The organism is Paracnuella aquatica (assembly GCF_003332885.2).
Classification (GTDB): Bacteria; Bacteroidota; Bacteroidia; order Chitinophagales; family Chitinophagaceae; genus Flavisolibacter; species Flavisolibacter aquaticus.
On sequence record NZ_QOWJ01000005.1, the window covers coordinates 133,182 to 158,024 of the forward strand.

The following is a 24,843-nucleotide window of genomic DNA, read 5'->3' on the forward strand; positions in this document are numbered from 1 at the left end:
CGGTTTTGTCTGTTTGGGCCAATTAGCCCGGGCAAACATTTCTTACAATTTTTCCATGCGTAGGGTTCGTACAACACCGCTAACGGTAGCGGTTGCTGAAAGCGTGGTCAGGGTATTTTTGGTGATGTTCCACCGGGTGCTCAACAGGGGCAACGGGTGGGCAGCTGTGGCGTTGAACTGCGATTCAATGGTCCGGGCCACCACGTCGGCTTTCCAGCTTCCGGTGGCTTCAGTGGCGTTACTGCGTATGGCATCAACCGTGTTGTTTTTATTGAACCGGAAATGGTACGGCTGAAACGCACCATCCAGGTTGTTCGATCCTTCCGAAAAAGCAGTCACTTTCCACTCGGTGCCATCCAAAAAGCTGCCTGCGGCTTGTTCGGCAATCTGTTCTTTTGCTTTTTTGCAGCCCAATAGCAAAATTAGGGCCGTAAAATAGGGGAGGATGCGCTTCATAGCAGTTGATTCAAGATAACAAATTATATATCGTTCCGTACTTATCCAAAATGTAGCTCATGAAATGAGCGGTGTTCAGCCCTTCCCCGGTTACTTCCCTGCACAGTTCTTCACTGGTTTGCAGCCGCCCTTTTTGGTGGATATTGCGGCGCAACCATTCCAGCAGACCCGCTATCTCACCCCGTTGTATTTGGTTTTTCAAATGGGGCAGGGCTTTGCCGGCGGCTGCATAAAACTGCGCGGCATACAAGCTGCCCAGGCTATAAGTAGGGAAATATCCGAACGAACCATGGCTCCAGTGCACATCCTGCAGGCAGCCCTGTCGGTCGTCGGGCACGGTTACACCCAGCAGTTTTTGGTACTGCTCGTTCCAAAAATGGGGTATGTCGGCCGTGGCTAAACTTCCCTCCAACAGTCCTTTTTCCAGCCTATAACGTATGTACACGTGAAAATGGTACGTAATCTCATCGGCTTCGGTACGGATCAGCGATGGCTGTACCTTATTGATGGCCTTAAAGAACTGATTTTCATCTACCGACTGAAACTGCTGTGGAAAATATTTTTTTATATGGGGTAAAAAATGGTGGCAAAACGCCTGGCTCCGGCCCACATTATTTTCCCAAAGCCGCGACTGCGATTCGTGGATGCTGAGCGAACAAGCCTCGCCGGCCGGAAGCCCATAAGATGCCCGGGGCAAACCCTGTTCATAAAGCGCATGGCCCACTTCGTGGATGCAGCTCCAGGTCATGTTTGCAAAATCCTGCTCGTCTATCCGCGTGGTGATGCGTACATCATCGGCACCAAAAGAAATAGAAAAAGGGTGTTCGCTCCGGTCCTGCCGGCCGGCTTCCAGGTCGTAGCCCAGTTGTGCTACCAGCCACATGCCCCAGTCCCATTGGTTTTGTGCGGGGAAATGTTGTTTCAAAAATTGGTCGTCCACCTGCGGCTGCGCCAAAATGCGATCCAGCAAGTCTTTCAGTTGCGGCAACAGTGAGTCAAATGTCCGGTCGAGCAGGGCAACCGTAGCGCCTTTTTCATATTCGTGCAGCAAGGCATTGTAAGGATGGCCTTCGTAACCCAATACATCGGCCTCGGTCTTTTTTAATTGCACCAGCCGGTCCAGGTCGGGCAGGTAATGGGAAAAACTATTGGCCTTGCGGGCCTCAATCCACGAGTGAAAGGCAGCGTTGGAGGCGTCCGACAGCTGGCGCACCAGCTCGGGCGAATATTTTTGCTGCCGGCTGTAATCTTCCCAGGTTTGCACCACGTTTAACCGTTCGTTGCCGGTGAGGTCATCCTTCGATAAAAGTTCCTGGAGTAATCCGCCAAATTGTTCATCGGTAAACATGCGGTGCGCCATTTCGGTCAGCGTGCTGATCTGGCGTCCACGGGCGGCAGCACCTTTTGGCGGCAGGTAGGTTTCCTGGTCCCATTGCAACACGGCAGTGGCAAAGCGAACGTCGGCCACCCGCTCCATGTTTTCACGGTACTTTTGATACATTGTTATGGTCGATGCCATTGCCCAAAAGTATCATTTTAACAAAGAACAGCATATAACAAAGTGGAACACAATGCCACAGATGGGCTTTTAAGCCCAAAAATGCAGGCAATTGAAAAATCGACTCACCGTTTCATTCCTTCAATCTGCGTTTTTTAACCATACCGCCACGGGTGTCCCGGATGCTTTGCATCACGATAAATGCCTGTGGGTCGATGCGGCCTACTTCGGTGTTCAGGCGATTCACTTCCAGCCGGGTAATCACCACGAATATGATGTCCACGGGCTGGTCGCTGTGGCCCCTTTTGCCAAAGCCCCGCTGCCCAGAATAAATGGTGAGGCCCCAGCCCAATTTTTCCTTGATCATACTGGCCACCTGCTTGCTCCGGCTGGAAATAATGGTAACGCCGGTGTATTCCTCAATGCCCTCCAAAATAAAATCTACCGTTTTGGATGCGGCCAAATAAGTAAGAATGGAGTACATGGCGGTTTCGATGCTCAGCAGGTAGGCTGCCACCGAAAAAATAAAAATGTTCAACACTAGGATGATGTCGCCAACAGAAAGGCTGTAGCGTCGGTTGAGAAAAATGGCCAGCACTTCGGTGCCGTCAATCACACCCCCACCACGGATGCTGAGCCCAATGCCCGCTCCCAGGAAAAAGCCGCCGAAAAGCGCCACCAGGAGTTTGTCGCTGGTAACATTGGGGTAGGGCACAAACGCTACCGCCAGGGCCAGCAAGGCAATGGCAATAATGCTTTTTAAACTGAAAATATGGCTGATTTGCCGGTAGCCCAATAAGAGGAACGGAATGTTGAACAAAACAATCAGCAGGGGCACTGAAACGCCGGTTTGCTGGTTGGTAAGGAGCGAAATACCCGTTACGCCGCCGTCAATAAACTTGTTGGGAATAATAAAACCCCGCAATCCAAACCCGGCGGAAAGCACACCCAAAGCCAGTAACAGTGCATCTTTTACCATGCTGCGCACAAGCAGGCGGCGGCGTTTAGCTGCCTGCATCCGCTGGATATTTTCCAGCGACCGGTACGGCGAAGGCCACACCCATTGGCGCATGGAGCGCAGTATATGTTCAATTTTTGTAAGCAGGCAAAATGGTTTTGGAGCGGTTTTAAAAGGGAGAAAAACCTACCTTTCGGCGTTGTTTTAAACCCAATTGAAAATTACACTTTACACTTCGAAAAGGCTGTTTTTAAACACTTGATTATGATCATTCAGGATATTTTGGTGCACCTGGAGCGGCTGGCTGCCCCGGAACTTCAGGAAGACTGGGACAATGCAGGCCTGATTACCGGCCAGCGCCAGTGGCCCTGCACCGGTGTGCTGGTTTGCCTCGATGCTACTCCGGAGGTAATCCGCGAGGCAAAACAAAAGGGTTGCAATCTGGTTGTTGCCCATCACCCTATTGTGTTCAAAGGACTGAAACGCATCAACGGTAAAAATTATATCGAGCAGGCCATCATTGAGGCCATTAAAGCCGACATTGCCATTTATGCAGCCCACACCAACCTCGATCATGTGTTGCTCGGCGTCAACGGTAAAGCAGCAGAAAAACTAGGTCTGCAAAACATTTCCATTTTGCAGCCCAAACGAAAAGTGCTGCGCCGCCTCATCACCTTTGCCCCGTTGGATGCCGCTGAAACTGTACGCCAGGCCCTGTTCGATGCAGGTGCCGGCCATATTGGCCAGTACGCCGAGTGCAGTTTCAACAGCGAAGGCACCGGCACTTTCAAAGCCGAAGCCGGCGCCAACCCCTTCGTGGGCGAAGTGGGCAAGCGCCACGAGGAGCGGGAAACCAAGATCGAAATCGTGTATCCGTTTTACCTCGAGCCGCAAATCGTGCGGACCCTACAGCAAAGCCATCCTTACGAAGAGGTAGCCTACGATATTTTTACCATGGAAAATGTGCACCAGGGCATTGGTGCGGGCATTGTTGGCGAACTGGAAACCGAAATGGATGAAGCCGCATTTTTACAACACCTGAAAACCACCTTTGGCGTGCCGGTGGTGCGCCACACGGCGCTGCGCGGCAAGGCGGTAAAAAAAGTGGCATTTTGCGGCGGTGCCGGCTCTTTTTTAACCGGGGCAGCGCTGGGCACGGGCGCCGACTTTTACGTAACCGCCGATGTAAAATACCACGAGTTTTTCGACGCCGATGGCCGCATGGTGCTCGCCGATATAGGCCACTACGAAAGCGAAGCCGCCACCATCGATTTGCTCCATGAGCATTTGCATTCAAAAATTCCTACCTTTGCCGTCCTTAAAACAAGCGTGAATACCAATCCGGTGCGGTATTTTTCGTGAATGAGGAGTGGTGAATGGTGAATAATTTATTTCCACCAATTAGCCTTACTCTATTGACGATTGACCATTCACCATTCACGATAATAACTTACAAATCAGACAATTCTATATGGCTAACGTTAAAGAATTTTCGGTTGAAGAAAAACTTTCTTCACTGGTAGCTTTACAAAAAATCGAATCGAACCTCGACGAGATCCGTGTGCTGAAAGGCGAGCTCCCCATTGAGGTGGCCGATCTGGAAGACGAAATCCAGGGGCTGCATGCCCGCCAGATCCGCATTGAGGAAGAGATCAACGGCATCACCGAGTTCATCGAGCAAAAGAAAGCGGCCATCAAGGAAGCCCAGGATCTGGTTGCCAAGTACGAAAAACAAAGCGAGAACGTAAAAAATAACCGCGAGTTTGAAGCCATCAATAAAGAAATTGAGATGCAGCAGCTCGAGGTAAAACTTTGCGAAAAACACATCAAAGACGCCAACGAAGAAATTGCTGAAAAAGCAGTGTTGCTGGAGCGTGCCAAAAAGGCCATCGCCAACAAAGAAGGCGTATTGACCAACAAAAAAGGCGAGCTGGAAAAAATCATCACTTCTACCGAAGAAGAGGAGAAAGGTTTCCAGGATAAGGCTGAAGAAGCCCGCAGCCACGTTGATCCGCGCCTGCTGGCATCGTACACCAAAATCCGCAACAACTTCCGCAATGGCCTGGCTGTAGTGCCGGTTGAGCGTGATGCCTGCGGTGGTTGCTTTTACTCCATTCCGCCCCAAAAGCAAAGCGAGATCAAGCAGCGTAAGAAAATTATGGTATGCGAAAACTGCGGCCGCATCCTCGTGGATTCGGACCTGAACGATAGCGTTGAGGTAAAATAATTTCCCTGTTGAAAATTGGTACAGGCCGCTCCGCAAGGGGCGGCTTTTTTTTATCAAAACAACAGCAACGGCGGCCCCGCAATCTGCACCGCATTGATTAATTTGCTGCCCGTTCCGGCAATAGTTCACAGGTTTACGGGTTCGCGAGTTCACAAGTTGGAGGCAAGCCGCCTGCACCCTGAACTCGTGAACACGTGAACTGGTGAACGATGGAACTTTGCTCCTATGCTCAAAAAACTGCACATTACCAACTACGCCATTATCGAAAGCCTGGAAATCGAATTTTCGGCCAACCTCAATATACTTACCGGCGAAACCGGTGCGGGTAAATCCATCATCATGGGTGCGTTGGGCCTTATTTTGGGCCAGCGTGCCGAAACCGGCGCCCTGCTGCACCGCGACCGCAAATGCGTGGTGGAAGGCATTTTTACCCCCGAAAGCGAAGAGCTGGCCCAACTGATGGGCGAAGCCGACCTGGACATGGGCGAGGAGGTGGTGGTGCGTCGCGAGATTGCGCCCAACGGCAAGAGCCGCGCATTTGTAAACGATACGCCGGTAAACTTGGGCCAACTGCAACAGGTAACCAACCTGCTTGTGGACCTGCACCAGCAATTCGATACCCTAGAGTTGGGCGAAAGCGATTTTCAACGCGAAGTGCTGGATGCGCTGGCGGGGAATGGACCTGCCCTAAAAGCTTATCGCCGCCTGTTTGCGCAGGCGCAGGCAGCCAAAAATAAGTTCGAAACATTGCGGGAGCAAAAATCCCAGTTTGATAAAGAAGCCGATTACAACCAGTTTCAATTCAACGAGCTGGACGAAGCCGGTTTCAGGGAAGACGAAATGGAAGAAACTGAAAACGAGCTAAAGCTTTTGAATAATGCCGAAGGCATCAAAACGGCGCTGGCAAAAGCATATTACGGCCTGGAGGAAAGCGAAGAACCGCTGACCCGTCAACTCAAAGGCTTGTGCAGCGGCTTGCAGCAATACGCTGAGTTGCACCGCGACCTTCCCGACTTGGTAAAGCGCCTCGAGTCGGCTTATATAGAACTGCAGGACATTGCCGAGGAAACCGACCGCATCCACAACGAAATCAATTTTGACCCGGCATCTATTGAGCGACTCAACGACCGGCTTTCGCTGGGATACAAATTGCTGAAAAAACATGGTGTAAAAACCACTGCGGAGCTACTGGCAATAAGAGCAGCACTCGAAGAAAAGCTGCAGGCCGTGCTCCACATCGACGAAGAAATAAAAGCGGCGGAAGCGGAATGGAGCCGCCTTTTAGGCGAAGCCGAGGCAGCAGCGGAAAAAATATCTGCTGCCCGTAAAAAAGTGGTGGACGGCTTGGAGCAAAAAGTGGACGCCATGCTGCGGCAGGTGGGCATGCCCAATGCCCGCATCCAAGTTTCGATAAAAAAAGTAGCGCTCAACACCACCGGTTTTGATGAAGTGGAATTTCTCTTCGATGCCAACCGCAGCAACAATTTTAACCCGCTGCGCAAAGTGGCGTCCGGTGGCGAGTTGAGCCGCCTCATGCTCTGCATCAAATCCTTGGTGGCGCAAAGCATCAACCTGCCCACGCTTATTTTCGACGAAATTGACACCGGTATTTCCGGCGAAGCCGCCAAGCAGGTGGGCATCATCATGAAAGAGCTGGCCGGTGCCCGACAGGTTATTTGCATCACGCACCAGCCGCAGATTGCCGGCCGTGCCGATGCGCATTATTTTGTGTTTAAAAACGTACAAAACGGCGCCGTTACCACCGGCGTTCGCCTGCTCAATACTGAAGACCGCATTGTGGCCATTGCGCAAATGCTGAGTGGCGAAAAACCCACCGCTGCGGCATTGGAAAATGCCCGCGAAATGGTGGTGGCAGGCTAAGGGAAAAGCTCCGGTGCGGCCGGAGCTTTTCTTTTGGGGCCGCCGGCTGCGGCGCAAACAATTTTACCGGCGGTAGCTTCATTTCTTTTCACCTTTGGCCCGAAAAGATATATTTGCCTACTTGCTGCTGCAATTAAATGTAATTTAAACGGCCGGCCTGTTAAGCTCCGCTATACAACCAACGCAAAGCAACTAGTTTCAAACACCAACCCCGGTTCCGCTGCTATGAAAAATGATGTGATTCAAAACCTGCTGGATGCACTGGCCATATCGCCCGACAATATACCGCTGCGCATGCATGTGGCCGCGCTGATGCTGCAGGATGGCCTGTTTGACGATGCCGGAAAACAATATCAGCAGGTGCTGGAAAAAAGCTACGGCAACCGCGATGCAAAGCTGGGCCTGGCGGCCTGCTATCATGCCACGGGTAAATGTTCCGCTGCCATTGTTATTTACGAACAGCTCTCCGACGAACTTTCGCTGCCCGACCAGGTACGTTATATAAAATGCCTGTTACACGAACGGAGCACTGCCCATGCGGTAGAATTATACCAGCGGGTGCTGGCCCTCAACCCCGGATTTAGCGATGAAGAGCTGGATGCCCAATTGCGCATGCCCGCCCAAAACGGTTTTGAGTTTGAAGACGAAGACGGCCTGCTGCCCGAAGACGATGCTTATTTTTTGCAAAAACCGTCAGTGCGGTTTAAAGATGTGGGCGGCATGGAGCGGGTAAAGCGGGAAATTTCGATGAAAATTATTGAGCCGCTGCGCAACCCCGACCTGTACCAGGCATTTGGTAAAAAGGCAGGCGGCGGCATTTTGTTGTACGGCCCTCCGGGCTGCGGCAAAACCTTTATTGCTAAAGCCACGGCCGGTGAGATCGATGCTAAATTCATCTCCATCGGTCTGCACGATATTCTGGACATGTGGATGGGCAACAGCGAAAAAAACCTCCACGAGATATTTGAAATTGCCCGCCGCAATGCGCCCTGCGTTTTATTTATTGATGAAGTGGACGCCATGGGCGCTAGCCGCAACGATATGAAAGGCAATGCCCTGCGCCATGTGATCAACCAGTTTCTTTCGGAGTTGGATGGCGTAGCCACCAACAACGAAGGTGTGCTGGTGCTGGCCGCCACCAACGCCCCGTGGAATGTGGACGCTGCGTTTCGCCGCCCGGGCCGCTTCGACCGGGTGATTTTTGTGGCGCCGCCCGATACCGAAGCCCGCACCCAGATGCTGGAAAGCATGCTGCACGAAAAGCCGGTGGGCCGAATGGATGCGCAAAAAGTAGCCGCCGTTACCGAAAATTATTCCGGTGCCGACCTGAAGGCCATCATCGATATTGCCATTGAGCAAAAGCTACAGGATTCGCTGGCCAAAGGCGCCATTCAGCCCATTGAAACCGCTGACCTGCTGAAAGCGGCCAAGCAACACCGAGCCACCACGCTGGAGTGGCTGGCATCGGCCCGCAACTATGCCCTGTATGCCAACGAGTCGGGTCTGTACGACGATATTTTGCAGTATTTAAAAGTGAAAAAATAATGGTGGATACCGGTGTGCTGCTCGATCGTGCCGGCTTGTTGCTTGCCCAGGGACGTGCAAAAGACGCAGAGGTGGCCGCAAGGGAAGTGCTGGCCCAGGAACCTTATAACGATGCTGCGCTGGCCCTGCTGGGCCGTTGCGCTTTTGAGTTGGGCCATATCCCCGACGGCATGGGCTTTATTCGCGAGGCGCTGGCCATCAGGCCCGAGGCCAGTTTTTATTATTACCTGCTGGCTTATGGCCATTACCAGCAAGAACAATACGCACCGGCGCTGGAACACCTCGAAACCGCTGTGGGGCTGCAGCCTTATGTTGCCGAGTATTATGGCATGCAGGCATTTGTGCTGCTGGCGCAAAGGCAATGGGAAGCGGCGTTGGAAAAAGCCAACGAAGGCCTGGCCCTGGAAGCCGACAACCTCACCAGCCTCAATGCCCGGTCAAGGGCGCTCAATAAACTACGCCGCACCGACGATGCGATGGAAACCATGCAGGATGCACTGGCCGTGGACCCGCACAGCGAGCTTACACACCTGACCGTGGCCTGGAACTATTTGGAAAAAGGCCGCCACCGCGATGCGCAGCACCATTTCAGGGAAACGCTGCGGCTGAACCCCAACAACGATGGTGCCCGCTCTGGCTTGAAGGAAGCACTTAAATCGAATGTGGCGCCGTACCGCTGGCTGCTGCAATACAGTTTTTGGCTTCACAATAAGGGCAAAAAATGGCAAACCGCTGCGCCCATTATCCTGTATGTTTTGTTTAGGGTGGTGAGTGGTGCGCTGGGCGCAAGCGAAAGCACCAAAGGACTGGTGTGGATACCGGTTTCCCTATACCTGCTGCTGGTGGTTACTTCATGGACCATTGGGCCTATTTGCAACTTCGTGCTCTTGTTTCATCCTTTAGGCAAACATGCCGTTACGCTATCGGAGCGCTGGTCGGCCATTTCGGTGGTGTCGGCGCTGGTTGCAGGTTTGGCTTTGCTGGGTGTGGCGCAGGTGCCGTCGGTGGCTGCTGCTGTGCCGGAAAATGTATCGCTGGAACTGGCCGGCATTTTACTTCTTACCATAGCTTTCCCGCTGGGCGAAATGGTTTTTCCGCTGCGGTGGAAAGGGTTGTTGCGCCGGCAACGTGCGGCCATGCTGTTGGTGGCATTGGGCCTTGTTTCGGTGCTGGGTGCCTTATTTGCGCCGGTGCTGGTGCCCATCGCCGTAGTGTATGGTATTGGGTTTATTTTATATAGCTGGACGGGCATTTTCCGTTAGCCTTCATTTGGTTGGGTTAAAAGCAGAATCCTTTACTTTTGGGCCTTCTTATAACCGACTGTTTAGCAACAATCCAGAAAAATAGAGCAAATGGCTAATAACTTATTGCAGGGAAAAAAGGGAATCATCTTTGGTGCGCTGGACGAAAAATCCATTGCCTGGAAAACGGCGCTGGCCTGCCACGAGCAGGGCGCACAACTGGTGCTCACCAATGCCCCGGTGGCTCTGCGCATGGGTGAGATCAACAAGCTGGCTGAAGCGGTAAATGCACCCGTAATTGGCGCCGATGTCACCAATATGGACGACCTGAAAAAGTTGTTTGAAGGTGCCATGGAGCATTTTGGCGGAAAGATCGATTTTGTGCTGCACTCCATTGGTATGAGCCTGAATGTGCGGAAAGGCAAACCATACACCGACATCAACTACGAGTGGAACCAAAAGACCCTCGACATTTCTTCGATGAGCTTGCACCGGGTGCTGCGCACTGCCTGGGAAATGGATGCCCTGAGTGAGTGGGGATCGGTGGTGGCACTGAGCTATATTGCCGCACAGCGCTCCTTCCCCGATTACAACGAAATGGCCGATGCCAAAGCACTACTGGAAAGCGTGGCCCGTTCATTTGGCTACTACTACGGCAACCGCAACAAAGTTCGCATCAACACCATTTCACAATCGCCAACCCGCACCACTGCCGGCAGCGGCGTTAAAGGCTTTGACGGCTTTATTGAATACGCCGAAAAAATGAGCCCGCTGGGCAATGCACCGGCCGAAGCCTGCGCTAACTACTGCGTATTTATGTTCAGCGATCTGAGCCGATACATCACCATGCAAAACCTGTTTCACGATGGTGGATTTTCGTTTGTGGGTGTAAGTGAGGCCATCATCAACGGCATTGAAGCCGCCAACAAAGGCGAGTAATTTTTTTACATAAAATAAAAAGCCCGCAGCTTACTGGTTGCGGGCTTTTTGTTTGCCGTTTAGTGATGGGCCAAAAAAAGCCGCCCCGGATGGGAGCAGCTTGTAAAAGGGAAAAAGATTTTTTAGTATTCGTCTTCGTTGAACATAAAGCCTTCCTGCGATGGGTAGTCGGGCCAGATGTCTTCGATGCTTTCATACACTTCTCCTTCGTCTTCCAGTTCCTGCAGGTTTTCCACCACTACAATGGGAACACCAGAGCGAATGGAGTAGTCGATCAGCTCATCCTTGGTTGCGGGCCATGGCGCGTCTTCGAGGTAGGAGGCTAGTTCAAGTGTCCAGAACATTTTATCGCTGTTTTTGCTGTTAATGGTTTGGTTTGGCCCTAATTCTATGCCAGTTTTGGTGGGGTAAAAGGGGCCAATTTTCGGCAAAAGTAAAGGTAAATGCCAAATTACCAAATGAGGTTTTATCTGCAGCTGAAATGCCGCCTTTGAATGTTTATAAATAGCCGGAAGATTGTACCATTTTGGCGCCGCACATTGGAGCCAGCTCATTACTGCTGCATTTTGTTTACCGGTCAATACGGCTGTTGCTTTTCCCAAACTTTATGCATTCATGCGTTCAATGCTCCGCCAGTTTACGGATATTTGGGCCCTTTAGCCCCAACTATGGCAATACTGACCGCACAAAATATTCATAAGCGTTACGGAACGGTGGAAGTGCTCAAAGGCGTGGATCTTTCGCTGGAGCCCGGCGAGATCGTCAGCATTGTTGGATCATCGGGTGCCGGCAAAAGTACGCTGCTCCATATTTTGGGCACGCTTGATAAACCCGACGCCGGCGAAGTGGTGTTGGCCGGCGAAACAGTTAGCCGCTTGGATGGCCATAGGTTGTCGCAGTTTCGCAACCGCCATGTGGGTTTTGTGTTTCAGTTTCACCACCTGCTGCCCGAGTTTTCGGCGTTGGAAAATGTGTGCATTCCCGGTTGGATACAGGGCGGCAATAAAGCGGCGGTGCGCAAACGTGCACTGGATTTGTTGCAACTGTTAGGGCTGAGCCACCGCACCGAAAACAAACCGGGCGCCCTGTCGGGTGGCGAGCAGCAGCGGGTGGCCGTGGCGCGGGCACTGATTAATAACCCCAGCGTAGTGTTTGCCGATGAGCCCACGGGCAACCTCGATTCGGCCAATGCCCGCGACCTGCACCAGTTGTTTTTCGACCTGCGCAAAGAGTTCAACCAAACATTTTTGATTGTAACGCACAACGAAGAACTGGCGCATCTTACCGACCGGATGATCACGATGAAAGACGGAAAAATCCTGGCGCCGGAAACGGCGGAATAAGGCAAAAGTAAAAAGGCAAAATTCAAAAAGGGCGTCCGCTTAGGAACCAGCTTTTTTGACTTTAAATTTTTACTTAAGCCGGCACGTACAGCATGTATTTTTCCTGAAAATATTCCTCTTCAAAAAGCCGGCTGATCTCCATCATTTGGGGCTTGGTGTTGCTTTCAAAAATCTCCTGCGCCAGGTCGCCGCCTTTGAGGCAAATAAGCCCGGAGCGCACTACCGAAATGCCGCCTGCTTCGTGGATGGTAAAGTCGCGTTTCTTCAACAGCGGCTTAGCCCATTGCCACAAATCTTTCAGTGGCGCTACTGCACGGGATACGGCAAAATCAAATTTCTGGCTTTTTATTTCTTCAGCACGGGTGTGCTGCGTAGTGATGTTCTGCAGGTTCAGGGCCTCTTTTACTGCTTCGATGATCTTTAGTTTTTTGCCGATGCTATCAACCAGGTGAAAGCGCACTTCGGGAAAATAAATAGCCAACGGCACACCCGGAAAGCCGCCGCCAGTGCCGATGTCGATGATGTGGCTGCCCGCCGGAAAATCGAACGCCGCGGCAATGGCCAGCGAATGCAGCACATGTTTTTCGTACAGCGCATCAATGTCTTTCCGGGAAATAACATTGATCTTGGCATTCCAGTCTTTGTACAAATTTTCAAGTGCCGCAAACTGCTGCTGCTGCTGTTCGGTAAAGCCGGAGAAATATTTGATCAGAACATCCATGATGGCGGCAAAGGTAGGCCTTGAGAACAGATGAACAGACGAACGAGGAATGTCGAACATAAGGAGGAAGGAGCACAGGAATTATAAATGATGATTAATGAATGATGTTCGAGATGTAGCCGTAGCTGACATTTTTAAACATAATTAAGCAGAACAGGCAGCGGGCAAAAAAATGTGGGCATGGCCCACACCTGTTGGTAGCACCACATCCAGTAGGAAAAATATTTTGGGCGTAGCCCAAACCAATCCACCAGCTGCTTTTTTGCAATATTTCACCGGTTCGCGGTGTTGATCTACGATCAACGATAATTAAAGCAATCTGTAAAAGCCATTTTGCTACCAACAGGCTTGGGCCACGCCCAATTGCTGGCGCCGGAAATCAAATAGAATAACGAACAGACGAACAAGGAACAGACGAATGACGAAGTGGAATGATGAATTATGAATTTCGATTGCCCCCAATAATTAATAATTCATCATCAATAATTCATCATTCTTCCCGTCACTTCCAGCTTTTGCGCGGCCGCTTCCAAAGCGTGGGGGCAAAAATGATGTAGTAAATAAACATCCACAGGTCGAGCAGTACGAACCAGGGATATAGGTCGGCTTCTTTCAGTCGCTTCATGGCTTTATCCCAAACAATGGCCTGCACGCCAATGCGCACCAGGAGCGGGATCAGGGCCCAGCGCCAGTCGTAAAAAATAAGCGACGCTGCAAACAAGGGGTAAAACAGCATGAACGACAGCGTGTACAACCCAAGCCAGGCCTGGTGGCTTTTTTTATAATATTTACCCGTGGTATAATGTCTTGTTTTTTGCCGCACCCAGTCGGTCCAGGTTTGCTTGGGCAGCGATAAGGTAAATGCTTCCGGATCGAGCACCACCGTGGTGTTGTCCCTCGTGGCTACTTTATTAATGAACAGGTCGTCATCGCCGCTGGGCACATGGTTGATGGAAGCAAAACCTTTGTTGCGGAAAAAAGTGCCCCTCCGGTACGCCAGGTTGCGGCCCACGCCCATATAAGGTTTGCCCGCAAGGGCGTACGATAGGTATTGCAGCGCGGTATGAAAGGTTTCGAAGCGAATCAGTTTGTTGAGCAGGCCGGGTTGTTTGATGTAAGCGCCATAACCCAGCGCCACTTCCACACCGGGGCCAAAAGCATCCTGCATTTTATACATCCAGTTTTCCGATGCAGGCGCACAGTCGGCATCGGTGAGCAGCAGCACTTCGTGGCGGGCTTCTTTAATGCCTACGGACAGTGGAAATTTCTTGCCGTCAATCAGTTTGGCTTCCTGGGTGAGGTCGATGATATTGAGCTTGCGGTGTTGCTTTTGCAGGTCGCCCAGCAGGTACCGCGATTCATCAAAAGAGTTGTCGTTTACCACAATTACTTCGTGGGTGGTGGGATATTGCTGCTCCAGCACGGTGGGCAGGTTTTGGGCCAGGTTGGCGGCTTCGTCCCGGGCACAGATCACAACCGAAACCGGGTGTTGCAGCGACTGGCTGCGGGGTGGTGGGTTTTTGTAAAAAGCAAGTCTGCGGAAAAAATAGAGGTAGTAAAAAAGCTGAATGCCGGTAACGAGCACAAAAACGCCAAACAGCAGCAGTCCCACAGTCATAAGCATAGTAACCCGTGATGGGCAGGATTTTACAAGGATCGGAAAGATAATCGCTCCATACCCATCACGGGTGCAAAAGTATATATCCCGAACCAGTGATGCACATGATTTTATAAGGATTAATACTATTGGTCTACTGTCAAAGATGGTATTGATTTATAAAATAAATAATAACTAATTAGTAGTCAATGTGTATTCCCGGCTTCGCTCCCTGCTTTTCAAAACTTAGCCAGCGTCAGCATTAATTAATCATTCAAATCTTTCTGTAATCCTGTACATCACTGGTTACCTTTGCGCCCATTTATGGCAGCCTTACAATTCAACCTCCAACATACCGATGGGAAAACTTCGGCCCGTGCCGGCACCATCACCACCGATCACGGCACCATTCAAACGCCCATCTTTATGCCGGTGGGCACGATTGGCAGCGTAAAAGCGGTGGCGCAGCAACAACTGAAATCCGAGGTAAACGCGGAGATTATTTTGGGCAATACCTACCACCTGTACCTACGGCCCGGAATGGAAACCATGGAAGCTGCCGGTGGCCTGCATCGGTTTATGAACTGGGACCGGCCCATCCTCACTGACAGCGGCGGCTACCAGGTTTTTTCGCTGGCGGCCAACCGAAAAATCAACGAACAGGGTGTGATGTTTCAAAGCCATATCGATGGCAGCAAGCACTTGTTTACGCCGGAAAAAGTAATGGATATTGAACGCACCATTGGTGCCGACATCATGATGGCGTTTGACGAATGCCCGCCCGCCAACAGTACTTATAAATATGCGCAGGACTCGATGAACCTGACGCACCGCTGGTTGGATCGTTGCGTGCAACATTTTAGCAATACGCCGGATAAATACGGCCATACGCAAAACCTGTTTCCGATTGTGCAGGGCGCCGTTTTCCACGACCTGCGCAAAGCATCCTGCGAATACATTGCCTCGAAAGGGGCCACCGGCAACGCTATTGGCGGGTTGAGCGTAGGCGAACCGGAAGAAGTGATGTATGAGATTTGTGCGCTGTGCTGCGAGCATTTACCCCAAAACAAACCGCGGTACCTGATGGGTGTGGGCACGCCGTGGAATATTCTGGAAAACATTGCGCTGGGCGTGGATATGTTTGATTGCGTGATGCCCACCCGCAACGGCCGCAACGCCATGTTGTTTACCACTAAGGGCGTGATCAATATCGACAATAAAAAATGGGAGCGGGATTTTTCGCCCATCGATGAAGGGTTGGATAATGAAATGAGCCATTATTATTCGAAGGCTTATGTGCGCCACCTGTTCAAAGCGGATGAATTGTTGGGGCTCACTATTGCTTCGGTGCAAAACCTGTCGTTTTACCTGTGGCTGGTGCGTGAAGCCCGCAAACACATCATCGCCGGTGACTTTGCCAGTTGGAAAAGTGAAATGATCCCGGTGCTGAAGACCAGGCTGTAGCTACGTTTAAAGTTTAAGGTTTAAAGTTTAATGTTGTTCAATAAGTTCAATAGTTCAAATTGTTTTGAGCCGTGTTAGAAAAGAAAACAGTCTTTAGCTATCATTTATCGCATTGAATCCAGTTGAACCCATTGAAATCCTTAAACCTATTGAACCCATTTAACCGATTTAACTTTTCAACCGACTTTAAACCTTAGACCTTAAACTTTAAACTTTCCTATTACCACATAATACTTTACTTCGCCCTGCAATGCTCAAAAAGATAGACTGGTATATCCTGCGCAAATTCATCACCACGTTTGTGTTTTGCATGTTGCTGTTTACGGTTATTGCCGTGGCGGTGGACAGCAGCGAAAAAACGGATGAATTTGTACGCACCGGGCTTTCCACCGGCCAGATCTTCATGCAGTATTATATGGGTTTTATCCCATTCATCTGGGGGTTGTTGTACCCGCTGTTTGTGTTTATTGCGGTGATTTTTTTTACCTCCAAAATGGCGCTCCGCTCCGAGGTGATTGCCATTTTAGCCGCAGGCGTTACCTACAAGCGCTGGCTGCGGCCCTACCTCATTGGCGGGATTTTTTTTGCCACCATACTTTGGTTTGCCAACCGCTACGCCATACCTGCGGCCAACGGCATCCGCAGCCAGTTTGAGGTAACGTACCTCGATAAAGGCATTACGCCGGGCTGGGGCGGGCAATCCAGTTTTTACCTGCGCATTGATACCAACACATATGTTGGCGTACGCTATTACGACACGGCCTCCAAGTCGGCATCTTCGTTTTTCCTCGACCGCATCAAGGACAATAAAATGGCCTACAACCTGCGGGCATCGCGGATGCAGTGGGATACGGCCACCCGCGACTGGAAACTTTCTGAAGTGGTGGAGCGGCATGTGGACAGCATGAAGGAACGGGTAACGTACAAACCCGAAATGCACCTGAAACTGAACCTGAAACCCGAAGAACTGCGCAAGGACGAATTTGTAAAAGACAAGCTCTCCACGCCGCAACTAACAGCCTATATTGAAAAGGAAGAACTGCGCGGCACCGAAGGCCTCAATGCGCTGAAAGTGGAGCAATACCGCCGCAGCGCTACACCGGTTACGGTGCTTATCTTAACCATGATCGGTGCTATTGTGGCCGGCCGCAAAACCCGCGGTGGCAGCGGCTTACACCTCGCCATTGGTATTGGCATCGCATCGCTTTTCATTATCTCCGACCGGTTCTCCACCGTGTTTTCGGTAAAAGGAAACCTGCCACCGCTGCTGGCCGCGTGGATCCCCAATATTGTATTTGGGCTGGTTGCCTGGCGGCTATACCTCAAAGCGCCGAAATAAGTCAGACGGAAAGTTTCAAAACAAAAAAGCAGGATGGATTTATTGGTCTAATTCAAATGGGCATTTCCATTTTTGACCTGCCATTTTACGCCGCCACCGGCCCAAAAACGGCCGTCGTCGTTTTTGTAAACCTTTAACGTAATTAAAATAACTGTCCTGCTTATTTTTAGGGGGCTGTCAAAATAATAGACCTCCAAAGCGCATGTGCTGCACCGATTGATCTTGTTGTTTTTGATGGCGGCAATACCTTTTTGAAAACACCACCATTTTCATTTGGCTATGAATCACCTCATACACCTGCTTACCGTATCCCTGCTTTTTTTACAAACCGCCGTTGCGCCAGCAGCCCTCAGCAGCGCCGAACTGCCCGTGGCTCCCGTTACCGAAGATGAAACCATGATGGCCTGGAAATCGGACCGCAAACTTACCTGGGAGGACTTTAAAAGCGTGCCGGTACGCAACACCGAAGCCGTAGCATTGACGAGCACTTCGCTGGGCATTTCGTACCGCGTAAAAAACAACCAGTTCCTTTACGATATTTCCTGTGCTTTCTCCAAACAACATTCATGGGGCCTGCTCCGTACGCCATACATCCTGGCGCATGAACAAGCACATTTCGATATCACGGAAATTTATGCCCGCAAACTGCACAACGAGCTGCAGTTGTACCGCTTCAATGCAAAAACATTTAAAAAAGACATCAACGATATTTATTACCGCGTGGTAAAAGAAAAAGAAGCTTTCCAGGAGCAGTACGACAGCGAAACCGACCACAGCCGCAAAAAGGCCCGCCAGGAAGAATGGCTGGTGCGTATTGAAGCTTTGCTGGATGATACCGCGCCGTATATGAATTATCCATAGGGATAGTCAGTAAAGACGGGAAAGACAGTAAAGTCAGAAAAGAAGATCACTACCATAGAAAAAGTCCTATGAGTACAGAACATCACGATTCTGTACTCATAGGACTTTTCATTTCCTTAAACGCGTCTTTCCCGTCTTTTTAAAACAACCCAAACAACTCCGCATCAATCGAAGAAATGATCTTCCCCAGGTCTTCGGTGCGTTCCTGGAAGCGGTTTTCATCTACATTGATCACCAGCAGCGGGCCTTCTTTGTAGCCATCAATCCACTTGTTGTAATATTCGTTCAGGCGTTTCAGGTAGTCGAGGCGGATGTTCTCTTCGTACTCGCGGCCACGCTTTTGAATTTGCCCCACCAGCGTAGGCACGGAAGCCTGCAGGTAAATGAGCAGATCCGGCGGTTTTACCATTGCCTTCAGCGTTTCAAAAAGAGAAAAATAGTTCTCGAAATCCCGCTTGGTCATCAGGTTCATTTCGTGCAGGTTGGGCGCAAAAATTTGCGCATCCTCGTAAATGGTGCGGTCCTGGATCACCGTGTCGGAGCCCTTCTGAATATCGATCAACTGGCGGATGCGGCTGTTTAAAAAATAGATCTGCAGCTGAAAGCTCCAGCGTGGCATGTCCTCGTAAAAATCATTGAGGTAGGGGTTGTGGTCCACGTCTTCGAAATGCGGCAGCCATTTGTAATGCTTGCACAGCAGTTCGGTCAGCGTGGTTTTGCCGGCGCCAATGTTTCCGGCTATGGCAATATGTTGGGGCTTATTATTCTTAGGCATAACGAACGGTGCGGTTTTGGAACATGCGGCTTTGCCGCGGTTTGGTGCAGGTTAGCGAATATAGGCCAGTCCAAGCATTTCGCGGACAGCCTCGATGGTTTGGCGGGCACTGCTTCTTGCCTTTTCAGCGCCCTGGGCAATTACGTTATTTAAATAAGTTTTATCAGCATAAATCCTTTCCGACTGTTCGCGGATGGGTGCAATAAAACGCACCATATCTTCTGCCAGTTGCTTTTTCATATCGCCGTAGCGAATGTTGGCGTTGTTGAAATCGTCGCGGAATTTTTGCGTGGTGCTTTCTTCACTCACCAGCGACATCAATTGGAAAATATTCTGGATATAATCGGGCATTTCAGAATTTGGCTCGGTGGGGCCGCTGTCGGTTTTTGACTTCATCACTTTTTTGCGGATCAGGTCATCGCTATCGGCTAGGTACAGCGTAGCCATCTGGTTTTCGCTTTTGCTCATTTTACCCGTACCATCCAGCGAAGGAACTTTTACCAATTCAGCCCCATAGTTAAATGCAGCAGGCTCTGGAAACAGGTCGCCATAGCGGTGGTTAAAACGCTGCGCAAAATTGCGGGTCATTTCCAGGTGTTGCTCCTGGTCTTTACCTACGGGCACATATTTAGCGCGATGAATTAATATATCGGCGGCCATCAGCACTGGGTAAGTAAGCAGGCCGGCATTTACGTTCTCGGGGTGCTGGCGCACTTTTTCTTTAAATGTCACTGTTTTTTCCAGCTCGCCTTTATACGCCATCATGTTCAGCAGCATGTACAGTTCCGCAATTTCGGGCACGGTGCTTTGCACGTACAAACAGGCTTTTTCGGGATCGAGGCCGGCTGCAATGTTTTCGGCCAGTACCCGCTGCACCGAGTCGCGCAGCTCTTTTGTATCGGGGTGGGTTGTTAAAGAGTGCCAGTCGGCCACAAAGAAATAACAGTCGTACGCTTCCTGCATGCGCACATAATTGCGCATGGCGCCAAAATAATTTCCCAGGTGTAAAAAGCCGGTGGGCCTGATGCCGCTGACAACAATTTCTTTCATAAGAGCGGCAAAAATAGTTGATAGTTTGTAGTTGGTTGTTGGTAGTTGGCGGCAGTGGGCGGAAAAACCTTTTTTCGGCGGCGTAAACGTTTTGCAAACACGCTTGTTGTTTACTGCATTTGTATAAAAGTAAAAATATGTCGCCTTCATTTTGCAGAAACAAGGGCAGGAGGTAAACACCAAACTCTGGCTATATTTGTTGGATGCAGGTAAACGACGCATTGGTAGACAAACTGGCCACGCTGGCCCATCTGGAGTTCAACGATGGGGAGCGGGAAGCCATCAAAGGCGACCTTCAGAAAATGATTGGCTTCATTGATAAATTAGGGGAGCTGGACACCACCGGCGTGGAGCCGCTGATGCACATGAGCGATGCGGTAAATGTGCTGCGCGATGATGTGCCCGGCGATATGCTGAACCGCCAGCAGGCGCTGCACAATGCGCCCCACCACGATGCGCAATATTTTCAGGTACCTAAAGTGATCAAAAAGTAACAACCCATACCGCATGGCCGGCATTATTCATTTAGGCGACATCCGCAAAAATTACTTTCTGGGCCGCCAGGTTATCGAAGTGCTCAAGGGCATTTCGCTGGATATTTATAAAAACGAATATGTAGCCCTGATGGGACCTTCGGGTTCGGGAAAAAGTACGCTGATGAATATTTTGGGTTGCCTTGATACACCCACCGGCGGCACCTATGTGCTCAATGGCAAAGATGTAAGCCGCATGAGCGACAACGACCTGGCCGATGTTCGCAACCAGGAAATTGGTTTTGTGTTTCAGCAGTTCAACCTGCTGCCGCGCCTTACTGCCGTGGAAAATGTGGCGCTGCCCCTGGTATATGCCGGTGTGCCCAAAAAAGAGCGGATGGAAAAAGCGATGCAGGTGCTGGAAAAAGTAAGCCTTGCCGACCGCAGCCACCACCGCCCCAATGAAATGAGCGGTGGTCAAAACCAGCGTGTGGCCATTGCCCGTGCACTGGTGAACGACCCTTCCATTATTCTGGCCGATGAACCAACCGGCAACCTCGATACAAAAACATCGTACGAGATCATGGATATTTTTGAGCAAATCCATTCCGGCGGCAACACCGTGGTGCTGGTAACCCACGAAGAAGATATTGCCAACCATGCCCGCCGTATCATTCGCCTGCGCGATGGCGTGCTGGAAAGCGATAAACGTAGAGAAGAAACCACTACTGCAGTGCAGCTATAAGTAAAAAGGCAAAAGTCAAAAGAGTGGCTGTTTGATCAGCGAACCTTTTTTGACTTTTTACGTTTGAATTTTGCCTTGCCTCACTTCCATTATTATCAACCCTTAATCATGGCGTTTAAGATTTATACTAAAACCGGCGACGGTGGCAATACCGGATTGATTGGCGGTACCAAGGTTCCGAAGAACGATCTGCGGATTGAAACATACGGCACTGTGGATGAATTGAATTCATGGATCGGGATGATCAACGACCAGATGGCCGATCCGAGGTTTACCGATGAATTGAAAGAGATCCAGGACCGGCTGTTTACCATTGGTTCCATGCTGGCCACCGACCATGAAAAGGGCACTAAAATGCAGTTGCCCGACCTGTACGAAAGTGATGTGCAACACCTGGAGCAGCGCATCGATTTTATGACAGCACAACTGCCCGAAATGAAGTCGTTTATTTTACCTGGCGGGCATACCACTGTTTCCTCCATTCATATTGCTCGCTGCGTGTGCCGCAGGGCCGAGCGGCTGGCGGTGGCGTTGCAGCAACACAATGTACCTGTTGAGCCATTGGTGATTCAATACCTCAACCGGCTGAGCGATTACCTGTTTACACTGGCCCGATATGCAGGCCAACTGTTAGGCGCAGCCGAAATTCCGTGGAAGCCTCGGACGAATGGTTAAACAGTCCATACCGCAGATATATTTTAGGAGCATAAAAAAATGATGCAACGAAAATTCGTTGCATCATTTTGTGGGCGTAGCTCACACCTGTCGGTAGCGCAAAATGCATAACCGAAATGGGTTGATCGTAGATCAACCCTGTTCCTTTAAGTCATCATTGGTTTCAAATGGCATGGGGTTAGGCGTAGCCTAACATCAACGCTTGCTCAAATATTTGCTACCATCAGGTGTGGGCTACGCCCACAAAAAAAGCCCGCAACCTAAACATGTTGCGGGCTTTTGATTTTGTATTCAAAAAATTACCACTTCAATTCCAGCTTATTATTTCTCCTTTCCACATCCGCCATGCGTTGCGACGGATCTATTTCAACGGAAACAATATCGGTCAGGCGTTTTGCAGTGTTGATGTTATAAGTTGGGTGTGTCCATTTCCATGATTCATACACCTTGCGGCCTTCCTGTCCTTTCTCCGCCGGCTTCTCGCCAAACTGCAGGTACATGGGCACATAGTGCCACTCCGATGTGCCGTCCTTGAACGTTACTTTCACATCCATGGGCATGGGCATTTGGCCAATGCGGCGCAACCGGATTTGCGTAGCGCCGCCTGCTTCCCACAGGCTGTCGATGCCGTAATCAATGGTCTTGGTGCTGGCCACAAAATACTCTTGGTACCAGTCCAGTTCCATGCTGCTTACTTTTTCCGAAAGCCGCACAAAATCGTGCACATTGGGATGTTTAAAGCGCCATTGCTTGTAGTATTCGAGCAGGATGCGGTCGCGAACCGGAGCGCCGACAATGTATCCCAGTTGCTCCAAAAACACATTGCCTTTTGAATACGATGCAATGCTATACGCAAAGTTGGTATTGAAATGATCGGCATGCGTGGTCAGCGGTTCTTCGCGGCCGCTTTTCACCAACCCAAAATAACTGTTGTAATTGGGCGCATGATACAGCGGCAGTGCAGCAGCCACCAGCGAGTCGGATTTGCGTTGCTCTGCGGGGTTGCCGGCCAGGCGCTTTTGCAATACCTCTTTGCGGTAAAATTCCTCCACCAGGTTGGTGGCGTACTCGGTAAATCCTTCGTCCATCCATGCATACTGCGCTTCGTCGGTGCCCATCAGGCCCTGGTACCAGGTGTGCATCCACTCGTGAAATGCAGTGCCCAGGCTTGGTCCGGACAGCATGGTGCTCATGGGGTATTCCATGCCACCATCACCACCATGTATAAACGAATATTGCTGCCACGGGTATGCGCCAAAATTGGTTCTAATAAAAGGATACACCGCTACCGCTGCATCGGCAATTTCTTTCCATGCCGCTTCCTGGCGGGCATCGTTGCTTTCGTTTTTATACAACACATGAATGGTGGGTCCGTTCGCTATGTCGCGGCTAATATGTTTGAACTGCGGATCGGCGGCCCATGCAAAATCGTGCACGTTGGGTGCCACAAAACGCCAGGATAGTTTAGCACCGGCGGGGCGGGTTACTTTGGCCCCTTTGGCCTCGTAACCATAGCCAATGCTATTAGGGTTTTGCAGGTAACCGGTACCTCCAAGGATGTATGATTTTTCGATGTTGATGGTTACATCATAATCGCCCCATACGCCATAAAATTCACGGGCAATATATGGGTTGGGATGCCAGCCGTTGTAATCGTACTCCACCAGTTTGGGGTACCACTGCGTCATGGTGTAACGTACGCCGGTTTGCGGGTTATCGCGGCCGCTGCGGCGCACCTGCAGGGGCACCTGCGCATCCCAGGTCATATCAAAAACCGCTTTGCTTTTGGGCGCAATGGGCTTATCCAACTGCACTTCCAAAATGGTTTCGTGCAGTTTTGTTTTTTGTGCCCGGCCATCCATTTTGATGGAGGTTACATTTTCGTAACCGATCTCGTCGGGCTTGAGGTTGGAAATGCGGTCGCGAACCCGTGCATCCCAATCGCCAATGTCGTTGCCGTTGCGGTCCTGCCGCATCACTACCGAACCTTGGCGCAGGCTTCGGGCATCCATCATGCTACCGGGCTGAAATGCATTCCAGTACAGGTGAAAGAATACTCGGTCGAGGGTGTCGGGCGAATTGTTCCAGTATTCCAGTTTTTGCGTGCCTTTGTACTTGTTGGTTTGCACATCCATGTCAATGTTCATGGTGTACTTTACCTTTTGCTGCCACCGGTCGGGCTGTGCGCCTGCCACCAGCACACACAGGAGCCCGAGAAATAAGCTCAGATTTTTCTTCATGCGAACGGACAATTTTTTAAGTGGGTCTAAATTTCGGTGAATACGTGTTAGGAGAAAAACAAAAGTTTGGAAGGGGGTGTTGAACCACGAAGACACAAAGGAACAAAGGGAGCACGAAGAGGGGAGTTCGGAGTCTGGAGTTTGTAGTCAGTAGATCATGGTTATGACGGAAAGTGAACCGGTTTTAATAAGAAATTGAACTTGTCTTTTTATTGAAATTGAGCCTAAGCATAGTGCCGTTATTTCTATAAAAAAGGGCTGCGGTGTGCAGCCCTTTTTGAGATCTATAGAGTAATACTTTCGTGCACCAGTTTGCCCGACGCATTGAAGTAGAGATACTTTTTCTGCACGTCATTCTTTTCCACTTTTACGCGGTACAGTTCCACGCCGGCGGGGCGTGTAACCAGTTTGGTGTCGGCCACTTTCCAGTCGGTGCCGCTGTAGCGGCTTTTTTCAAAGCCGTCTTTTACATCGGCATTTAGCTTTTCAAAATCGTATGGCTGTTCAGTTTCTTTCCATTGGCCTTTGTTGGTAAACGTGGCCATCTTGGTTTCGCCGTTGTGCTCAAATTTCACCTGCACATTTACAATGTTATCAATATAGTTGGGTGTGCCTGCACCCTTAAACTGCACGGCAAAAGAATCTTTAACAGCTTTGGGCACTTCGCGGATCTGTGCGCCGGCTGCGTTCCAGCCAAATGCAGCAACCATGAGCAGGAGTAAAAAGCGTTGTTTCATAAGTCAAAGGTTTAGGGCGCCAAATTAATAAATAGGGCAGAAGGGCAGTGGTGTGGAAATGTGAAAGTCTTGTTGAAT

Annotated in this window: 23 protein-coding genes; 13 read left to right on the top strand and 10 right to left on the bottom strand. The window is 50.4% G+C overall.

All coding sequences use genetic code 11. From position 1 onward, the window contains the following. Nucleotides 1–42 precede the first annotated feature (42 nt). The 3 genes from DRJ53_RS09550 to DRJ53_RS09560 all read right to left on the bottom strand — a co-directional run bounded on the left by DRJ53_RS09550 (nucleotide 43) and on the right by DRJ53_RS09560 (nucleotide 3,026). Nucleotides 43–456 (bottom strand): hypothetical protein, encoded by a 414-nt coding sequence (locus DRJ53_RS09550; RefSeq protein ID WP_114235401.1) that lies wholly within the window; start codon nucleotides 454–456, stop codon nucleotides 43–45. A gap of 10 nt (nucleotides 457–466) precedes the next feature. Next, nucleotides 467–1,975 (bottom strand): carboxypeptidase M32, encoded by a 1,509-nt coding sequence (locus tag DRJ53_RS09555; RefSeq protein ID WP_114235402.1) that lies wholly within the window; start codon nucleotides 1,973–1,975, stop codon nucleotides 467–469. Between the two features lie 112 nt (nucleotides 1,976–2,087). Then, complete coding sequence (locus DRJ53_RS09560) at nucleotides 2,088–3,026, bottom strand: YitT family protein (RefSeq protein ID WP_114235403.1); 939 nt, start codon at nucleotides 3,024–3,026, stop codon at nucleotides 2,088–2,090. A gap of 150 nt (nucleotides 3,027–3,176) precedes the next feature. On the opposite strand from DRJ53_RS09560, the gene DRJ53_RS09565 reads away from it, so the two are divergent. From DRJ53_RS09565 to DRJ53_RS09595, 6 genes are all read left to right on the top strand, one after another. Continuing rightward, on the top strand, nucleotides 3,177–4,274 hold the full coding sequence (locus DRJ53_RS09565) for a Nif3-like dinuclear metal center hexameric protein (RefSeq protein ID WP_114235522.1): 1,098 nt from the start codon (nucleotides 3,177–3,179) through the stop codon (nucleotides 4,272–4,274). 109 nt (nucleotides 4,275–4,383) lie between these two features. Then, nucleotides 4,384–5,139, top strand: a complete 756-nt coding sequence (locus DRJ53_RS09570) for a zinc ribbon domain-containing protein (protein ID WP_114235404.1) — start codon at nucleotides 4,384–4,386, stop codon at nucleotides 5,137–5,139. 225 nt (nucleotides 5,140–5,364) lie between these two features. Then, a complete protein-coding gene (gene recN / locus DRJ53_RS09580; protein ID WP_114235406.1) occupies nucleotides 5,365–7,020 on the top strand; it encodes a DNA repair protein RecN in 1,656 nt (551 codons plus the stop codon). A 225-nt stretch (nucleotides 7,021–7,245) separates the two neighbouring features. Next, nucleotides 7,246–8,565: an AAA family ATPase gene (locus DRJ53_RS09585; protein WP_114235523.1), complete on the top strand. Its 1,320-nt coding sequence runs from the start codon at nucleotides 7,246–7,248 to the stop codon at nucleotides 8,563–8,565. After that, entirely contained in the window at nucleotides 8,565–9,827 is a 1,263-nt protein-coding gene (locus tag DRJ53_RS09590; protein WP_114235407.1) for a tetratricopeptide repeat protein, read from the top strand. Before DRJ53_RS09585 ends, DRJ53_RS09590 begins: the two co-directional genes overlap by 1 nt. A 90-nt stretch (nucleotides 9,828–9,917) precedes the next feature. Further along, complete coding sequence (locus DRJ53_RS09595) at nucleotides 9,918–10,745, top strand: enoyl-ACP reductase FabI (protein WP_114235408.1); 828 nt, start codon at nucleotides 9,918–9,920, stop codon at nucleotides 10,743–10,745. 122 nt (nucleotides 10,746–10,867) lie between these two features. Here the strand turns inward: DRJ53_RS09595 and DRJ53_RS09600 are convergent, their stop codons facing one another. Next, nucleotides 10,868–11,089: a DUF2795 domain-containing protein gene (locus DRJ53_RS09600; protein ID WP_114235524.1), complete on the bottom strand. Its 222-nt coding sequence runs from the start codon at nucleotides 11,087–11,089 to the stop codon at nucleotides 10,868–10,870. 324 nt (nucleotides 11,090–11,413) lie between these two features. Between DRJ53_RS09600 and DRJ53_RS09605 the strand changes: the two genes are divergently transcribed. Further along, nucleotides 11,414–12,088 (top strand): ABC transporter ATP-binding protein, encoded by a 675-nt coding sequence (locus tag DRJ53_RS09605; RefSeq protein ID WP_241558507.1) that lies wholly within the window; start codon nucleotides 11,414–11,416, stop codon nucleotides 12,086–12,088. Nucleotides 12,089–12,161: 73 nt separating this feature from the next. Here the strand turns inward: DRJ53_RS09605 and rsmG are convergent, their stop codons facing one another. Both rsmG and DRJ53_RS09615 read right to left on the bottom strand, forming a co-directional pair. After that, nucleotides 12,162–12,809 carry a 16S rRNA (guanine(527)-N(7))-methyltransferase RsmG gene (rsmG, locus tag DRJ53_RS09610; RefSeq protein WP_114235409.1) on the bottom strand — a complete coding sequence of 216 codons (648 nt, stop codon included), beginning with the start codon at nucleotides 12,807–12,809 and terminating at the stop codon, nucleotides 12,162–12,164. Nucleotides 12,810–13,311: 502 nt separating this feature from the next. Beyond that, the gene (locus tag DRJ53_RS09615) at nucleotides 13,312–14,427 is read right to left on the bottom strand and encodes a glycosyltransferase (RefSeq protein WP_241558508.1); all 1,116 of its coding nucleotides are present in this window, start codon (nucleotides 14,425–14,427) and stop codon (nucleotides 13,312–13,314) included. Nucleotides 14,428–14,730: 303 nt separating this feature from the next. Between DRJ53_RS09615 and tgt the strand changes: the two genes are divergently transcribed. The 3 genes from tgt to DRJ53_RS09630 all read left to right on the top strand — a co-directional run bounded on the left by tgt (nucleotide 14,731) and on the right by DRJ53_RS09630 (nucleotide 18,070). Continuing rightward, nucleotides 14,731–15,870: a tRNA guanosine(34) transglycosylase Tgt gene (tgt, locus tag DRJ53_RS09620; RefSeq protein WP_114235411.1), complete on the top strand. Its 1,140-nt coding sequence runs from the start codon at nucleotides 14,731–14,733 to the stop codon at nucleotides 15,868–15,870. A gap of 250 nt (nucleotides 15,871–16,120) precedes the next feature. Next, nucleotides 16,121–17,209: an LptF/LptG family permease gene (locus tag DRJ53_RS09625; RefSeq protein ID WP_114235412.1), complete on the top strand. Its 1,089-nt coding sequence runs from the start codon at nucleotides 16,121–16,123 to the stop codon at nucleotides 17,207–17,209. Between the two features lie 279 nt (nucleotides 17,210–17,488). After that, nucleotides 17,489–18,070 (top strand): DUF922 domain-containing protein, encoded by a 582-nt coding sequence (locus DRJ53_RS09630; RefSeq protein WP_114235413.1) that lies wholly within the window; start codon nucleotides 17,489–17,491, stop codon nucleotides 18,068–18,070. 139 nt (nucleotides 18,071–18,209) lie between these two features. Here the strand turns inward: DRJ53_RS09630 and DRJ53_RS09635 are convergent, their stop codons facing one another. Continuing rightward, complete coding sequence (locus DRJ53_RS09635) at nucleotides 18,210–18,845, bottom strand: deoxynucleoside kinase (protein WP_114235414.1); 636 nt, start codon at nucleotides 18,843–18,845, stop codon at nucleotides 18,210–18,212. Nucleotides 18,846–18,896: 51 nt separating this feature from the next. Beyond that, entirely contained in the window at nucleotides 18,897–19,895 is a 999-nt protein-coding gene (gene trpS / locus DRJ53_RS09640; RefSeq protein WP_114235526.1) for a tryptophan--tRNA ligase, read from the bottom strand. Nucleotides 19,896–20,098: 203 nt separating this feature from the next. Here trpS and gatC point away from each other — a divergent pair, with 203 nt between their 5' ends. The 3 genes from gatC (at nucleotide 20,099) to DRJ53_RS09655 (ending at nucleotide 21,788) form a co-directional block, all read left to right on the top strand. Next, nucleotides 20,099–20,389: an Asp-tRNA(Asn)/Glu-tRNA(Gln) amidotransferase subunit GatC gene (gatC, locus tag DRJ53_RS09645; protein ID WP_114235415.1), complete on the top strand. Its 291-nt coding sequence runs from the start codon at nucleotides 20,099–20,101 to the stop codon at nucleotides 20,387–20,389. A 13-nt stretch (nucleotides 20,390–20,402) separates the two neighbouring features. Beyond that, a complete protein-coding gene (locus DRJ53_RS09650; protein ID WP_114235416.1) occupies nucleotides 20,403–21,113 on the top strand; it encodes an ABC transporter ATP-binding protein in 711 nt (236 codons plus the stop codon). Between the two features lie 108 nt (nucleotides 21,114–21,221). Next, the gene (locus DRJ53_RS09655; protein ID WP_114235417.1) at nucleotides 21,222–21,788 is read left to right on the top strand and encodes a cob(I)yrinic acid a,c-diamide adenosyltransferase; all 567 of its coding nucleotides are present in this window, start codon (nucleotides 21,222–21,224) and stop codon (nucleotides 21,786–21,788) included. Nucleotides 21,789–22,087: 299 nt separating this feature from the next. On the opposite strand, the gene DRJ53_RS09660 is transcribed toward DRJ53_RS09655, so the two are convergent. Both DRJ53_RS09660 and DRJ53_RS09665 read right to left on the bottom strand, forming a co-directional pair. After that, nucleotides 22,088–24,028: a M1 family metallopeptidase gene (locus DRJ53_RS09660; RefSeq protein WP_114235418.1), complete on the bottom strand. Its 1,941-nt coding sequence runs from the start codon at nucleotides 24,026–24,028 to the stop codon at nucleotides 22,088–22,090. A 284-nt stretch (nucleotides 24,029–24,312) separates the two neighbouring features. Further along, entirely contained in the window at nucleotides 24,313–24,765 is a 453-nt protein-coding gene (locus tag DRJ53_RS09665; RefSeq protein WP_114235419.1) for a PepSY-like domain-containing protein, read from the bottom strand. Between the last annotated feature and the right edge of the window lie 78 nt (nucleotides 24,766–24,843).

Bases quoted from the DNA above. Each gene is read 5' to 3' on its own strand.
- DRJ53_RS09550 (WP_114235401.1), bottom strand. From the start codon at position 456: ATGAAGCGCATCCTCCCCTATTTTACGGCCCTAATTTTGCTATTGGGC.
- DRJ53_RS09555 (WP_114235402.1), bottom strand. From the start codon at position 1,975: ATGGCATCGACCATAACAATGTATCAAAAGTACCGTGAAAACATGGAG.
- DRJ53_RS09560 (WP_114235403.1), bottom strand. From the start codon at position 3,026: ATGCGCCAATGGGTGTGGCCTTCGCCGTACCGGTCGCTGGAAAATATC.
- DRJ53_RS09565 (WP_114235522.1), top strand. From the start codon at position 3,177: ATGATCATTCAGGATATTTTGGTGCACCTGGAGCGGCTGGCTGCCCCG.
- DRJ53_RS09570 (WP_114235404.1), top strand. From the start codon at position 4,384: ATGGCTAACGTTAAAGAATTTTCGGTTGAAGAAAAACTTTCTTCACTG.
- recN (WP_114235406.1), top strand. From the start codon at position 5,365: ATGCTCAAAAAACTGCACATTACCAACTACGCCATTATCGAAAGCCTG.
- DRJ53_RS09585 (WP_114235523.1), top strand. From the start codon at position 7,246: ATGAAAAATGATGTGATTCAAAACCTGCTGGATGCACTGGCCATATCG.
- DRJ53_RS09590 (WP_114235407.1), top strand. From the start codon at position 8,565: ATGGTGGATACCGGTGTGCTGCTCGATCGTGCCGGCTTGTTGCTTGCC.
- DRJ53_RS09595 (WP_114235408.1), top strand. From the start codon at position 9,918: ATGGCTAATAACTTATTGCAGGGAAAAAAGGGAATCATCTTTGGTGCG.
- DRJ53_RS09600 (WP_114235524.1), bottom strand. From the start codon at position 11,089: ATGTTCTGGACACTTGAACTAGCCTCCTACCTCGAAGACGCGCCATGG.
- DRJ53_RS09605 (WP_241558507.1), top strand. From the start codon at position 11,414: ATGGCAATACTGACCGCACAAAATATTCATAAGCGTTACGGAACGGTG.
- rsmG (WP_114235409.1), bottom strand. From the start codon at position 12,809: ATGGATGTTCTGATCAAATATTTCTCCGGCTTTACCGAACAGCAGCAG.
- DRJ53_RS09615 (WP_241558508.1), bottom strand. From the start codon at position 14,427: ATGACTGTGGGACTGCTGCTGTTTGGCGTTTTTGTGCTCGTTACCGGC.
- tgt (WP_114235411.1), top strand. From the start codon at position 14,731: ATGGCAGCCTTACAATTCAACCTCCAACATACCGATGGGAAAACTTCG.
- DRJ53_RS09625 (WP_114235412.1), top strand. From the start codon at position 16,121: ATGCTCAAAAAGATAGACTGGTATATCCTGCGCAAATTCATCACCACG.
- DRJ53_RS09630 (WP_114235413.1), top strand. From the start codon at position 17,489: ATGAATCACCTCATACACCTGCTTACCGTATCCCTGCTTTTTTTACAA.
- DRJ53_RS09635 (WP_114235414.1), bottom strand. From the start codon at position 18,845: ATGCCTAAGAATAATAAGCCCCAACATATTGCCATAGCCGGAAACATT.
- trpS (WP_114235526.1), bottom strand. From the start codon at position 19,895: ATGAAAGAAATTGTTGTCAGCGGCATCAGGCCCACCGGCTTTTTACAC.
- gatC (WP_114235415.1), top strand. From the start codon at position 20,099: ATGCAGGTAAACGACGCATTGGTAGACAAACTGGCCACGCTGGCCCAT.
- DRJ53_RS09650 (WP_114235416.1), top strand. From the start codon at position 20,403: ATGGCCGGCATTATTCATTTAGGCGACATCCGCAAAAATTACTTTCTG.
- DRJ53_RS09655 (WP_114235417.1), top strand. From the start codon at position 21,222: ATGGCGTTTAAGATTTATACTAAAACCGGCGACGGTGGCAATACCGGA.
- DRJ53_RS09660 (WP_114235418.1), bottom strand. From the start codon at position 24,028: ATGAAGAAAAATCTGAGCTTATTTCTCGGGCTCCTGTGTGTGCTGGTG.
- DRJ53_RS09665 (WP_114235419.1), bottom strand. From the start codon at position 24,765: ATGAAACAACGCTTTTTACTCCTGCTCATGGTTGCTGCATTTGGCTGG.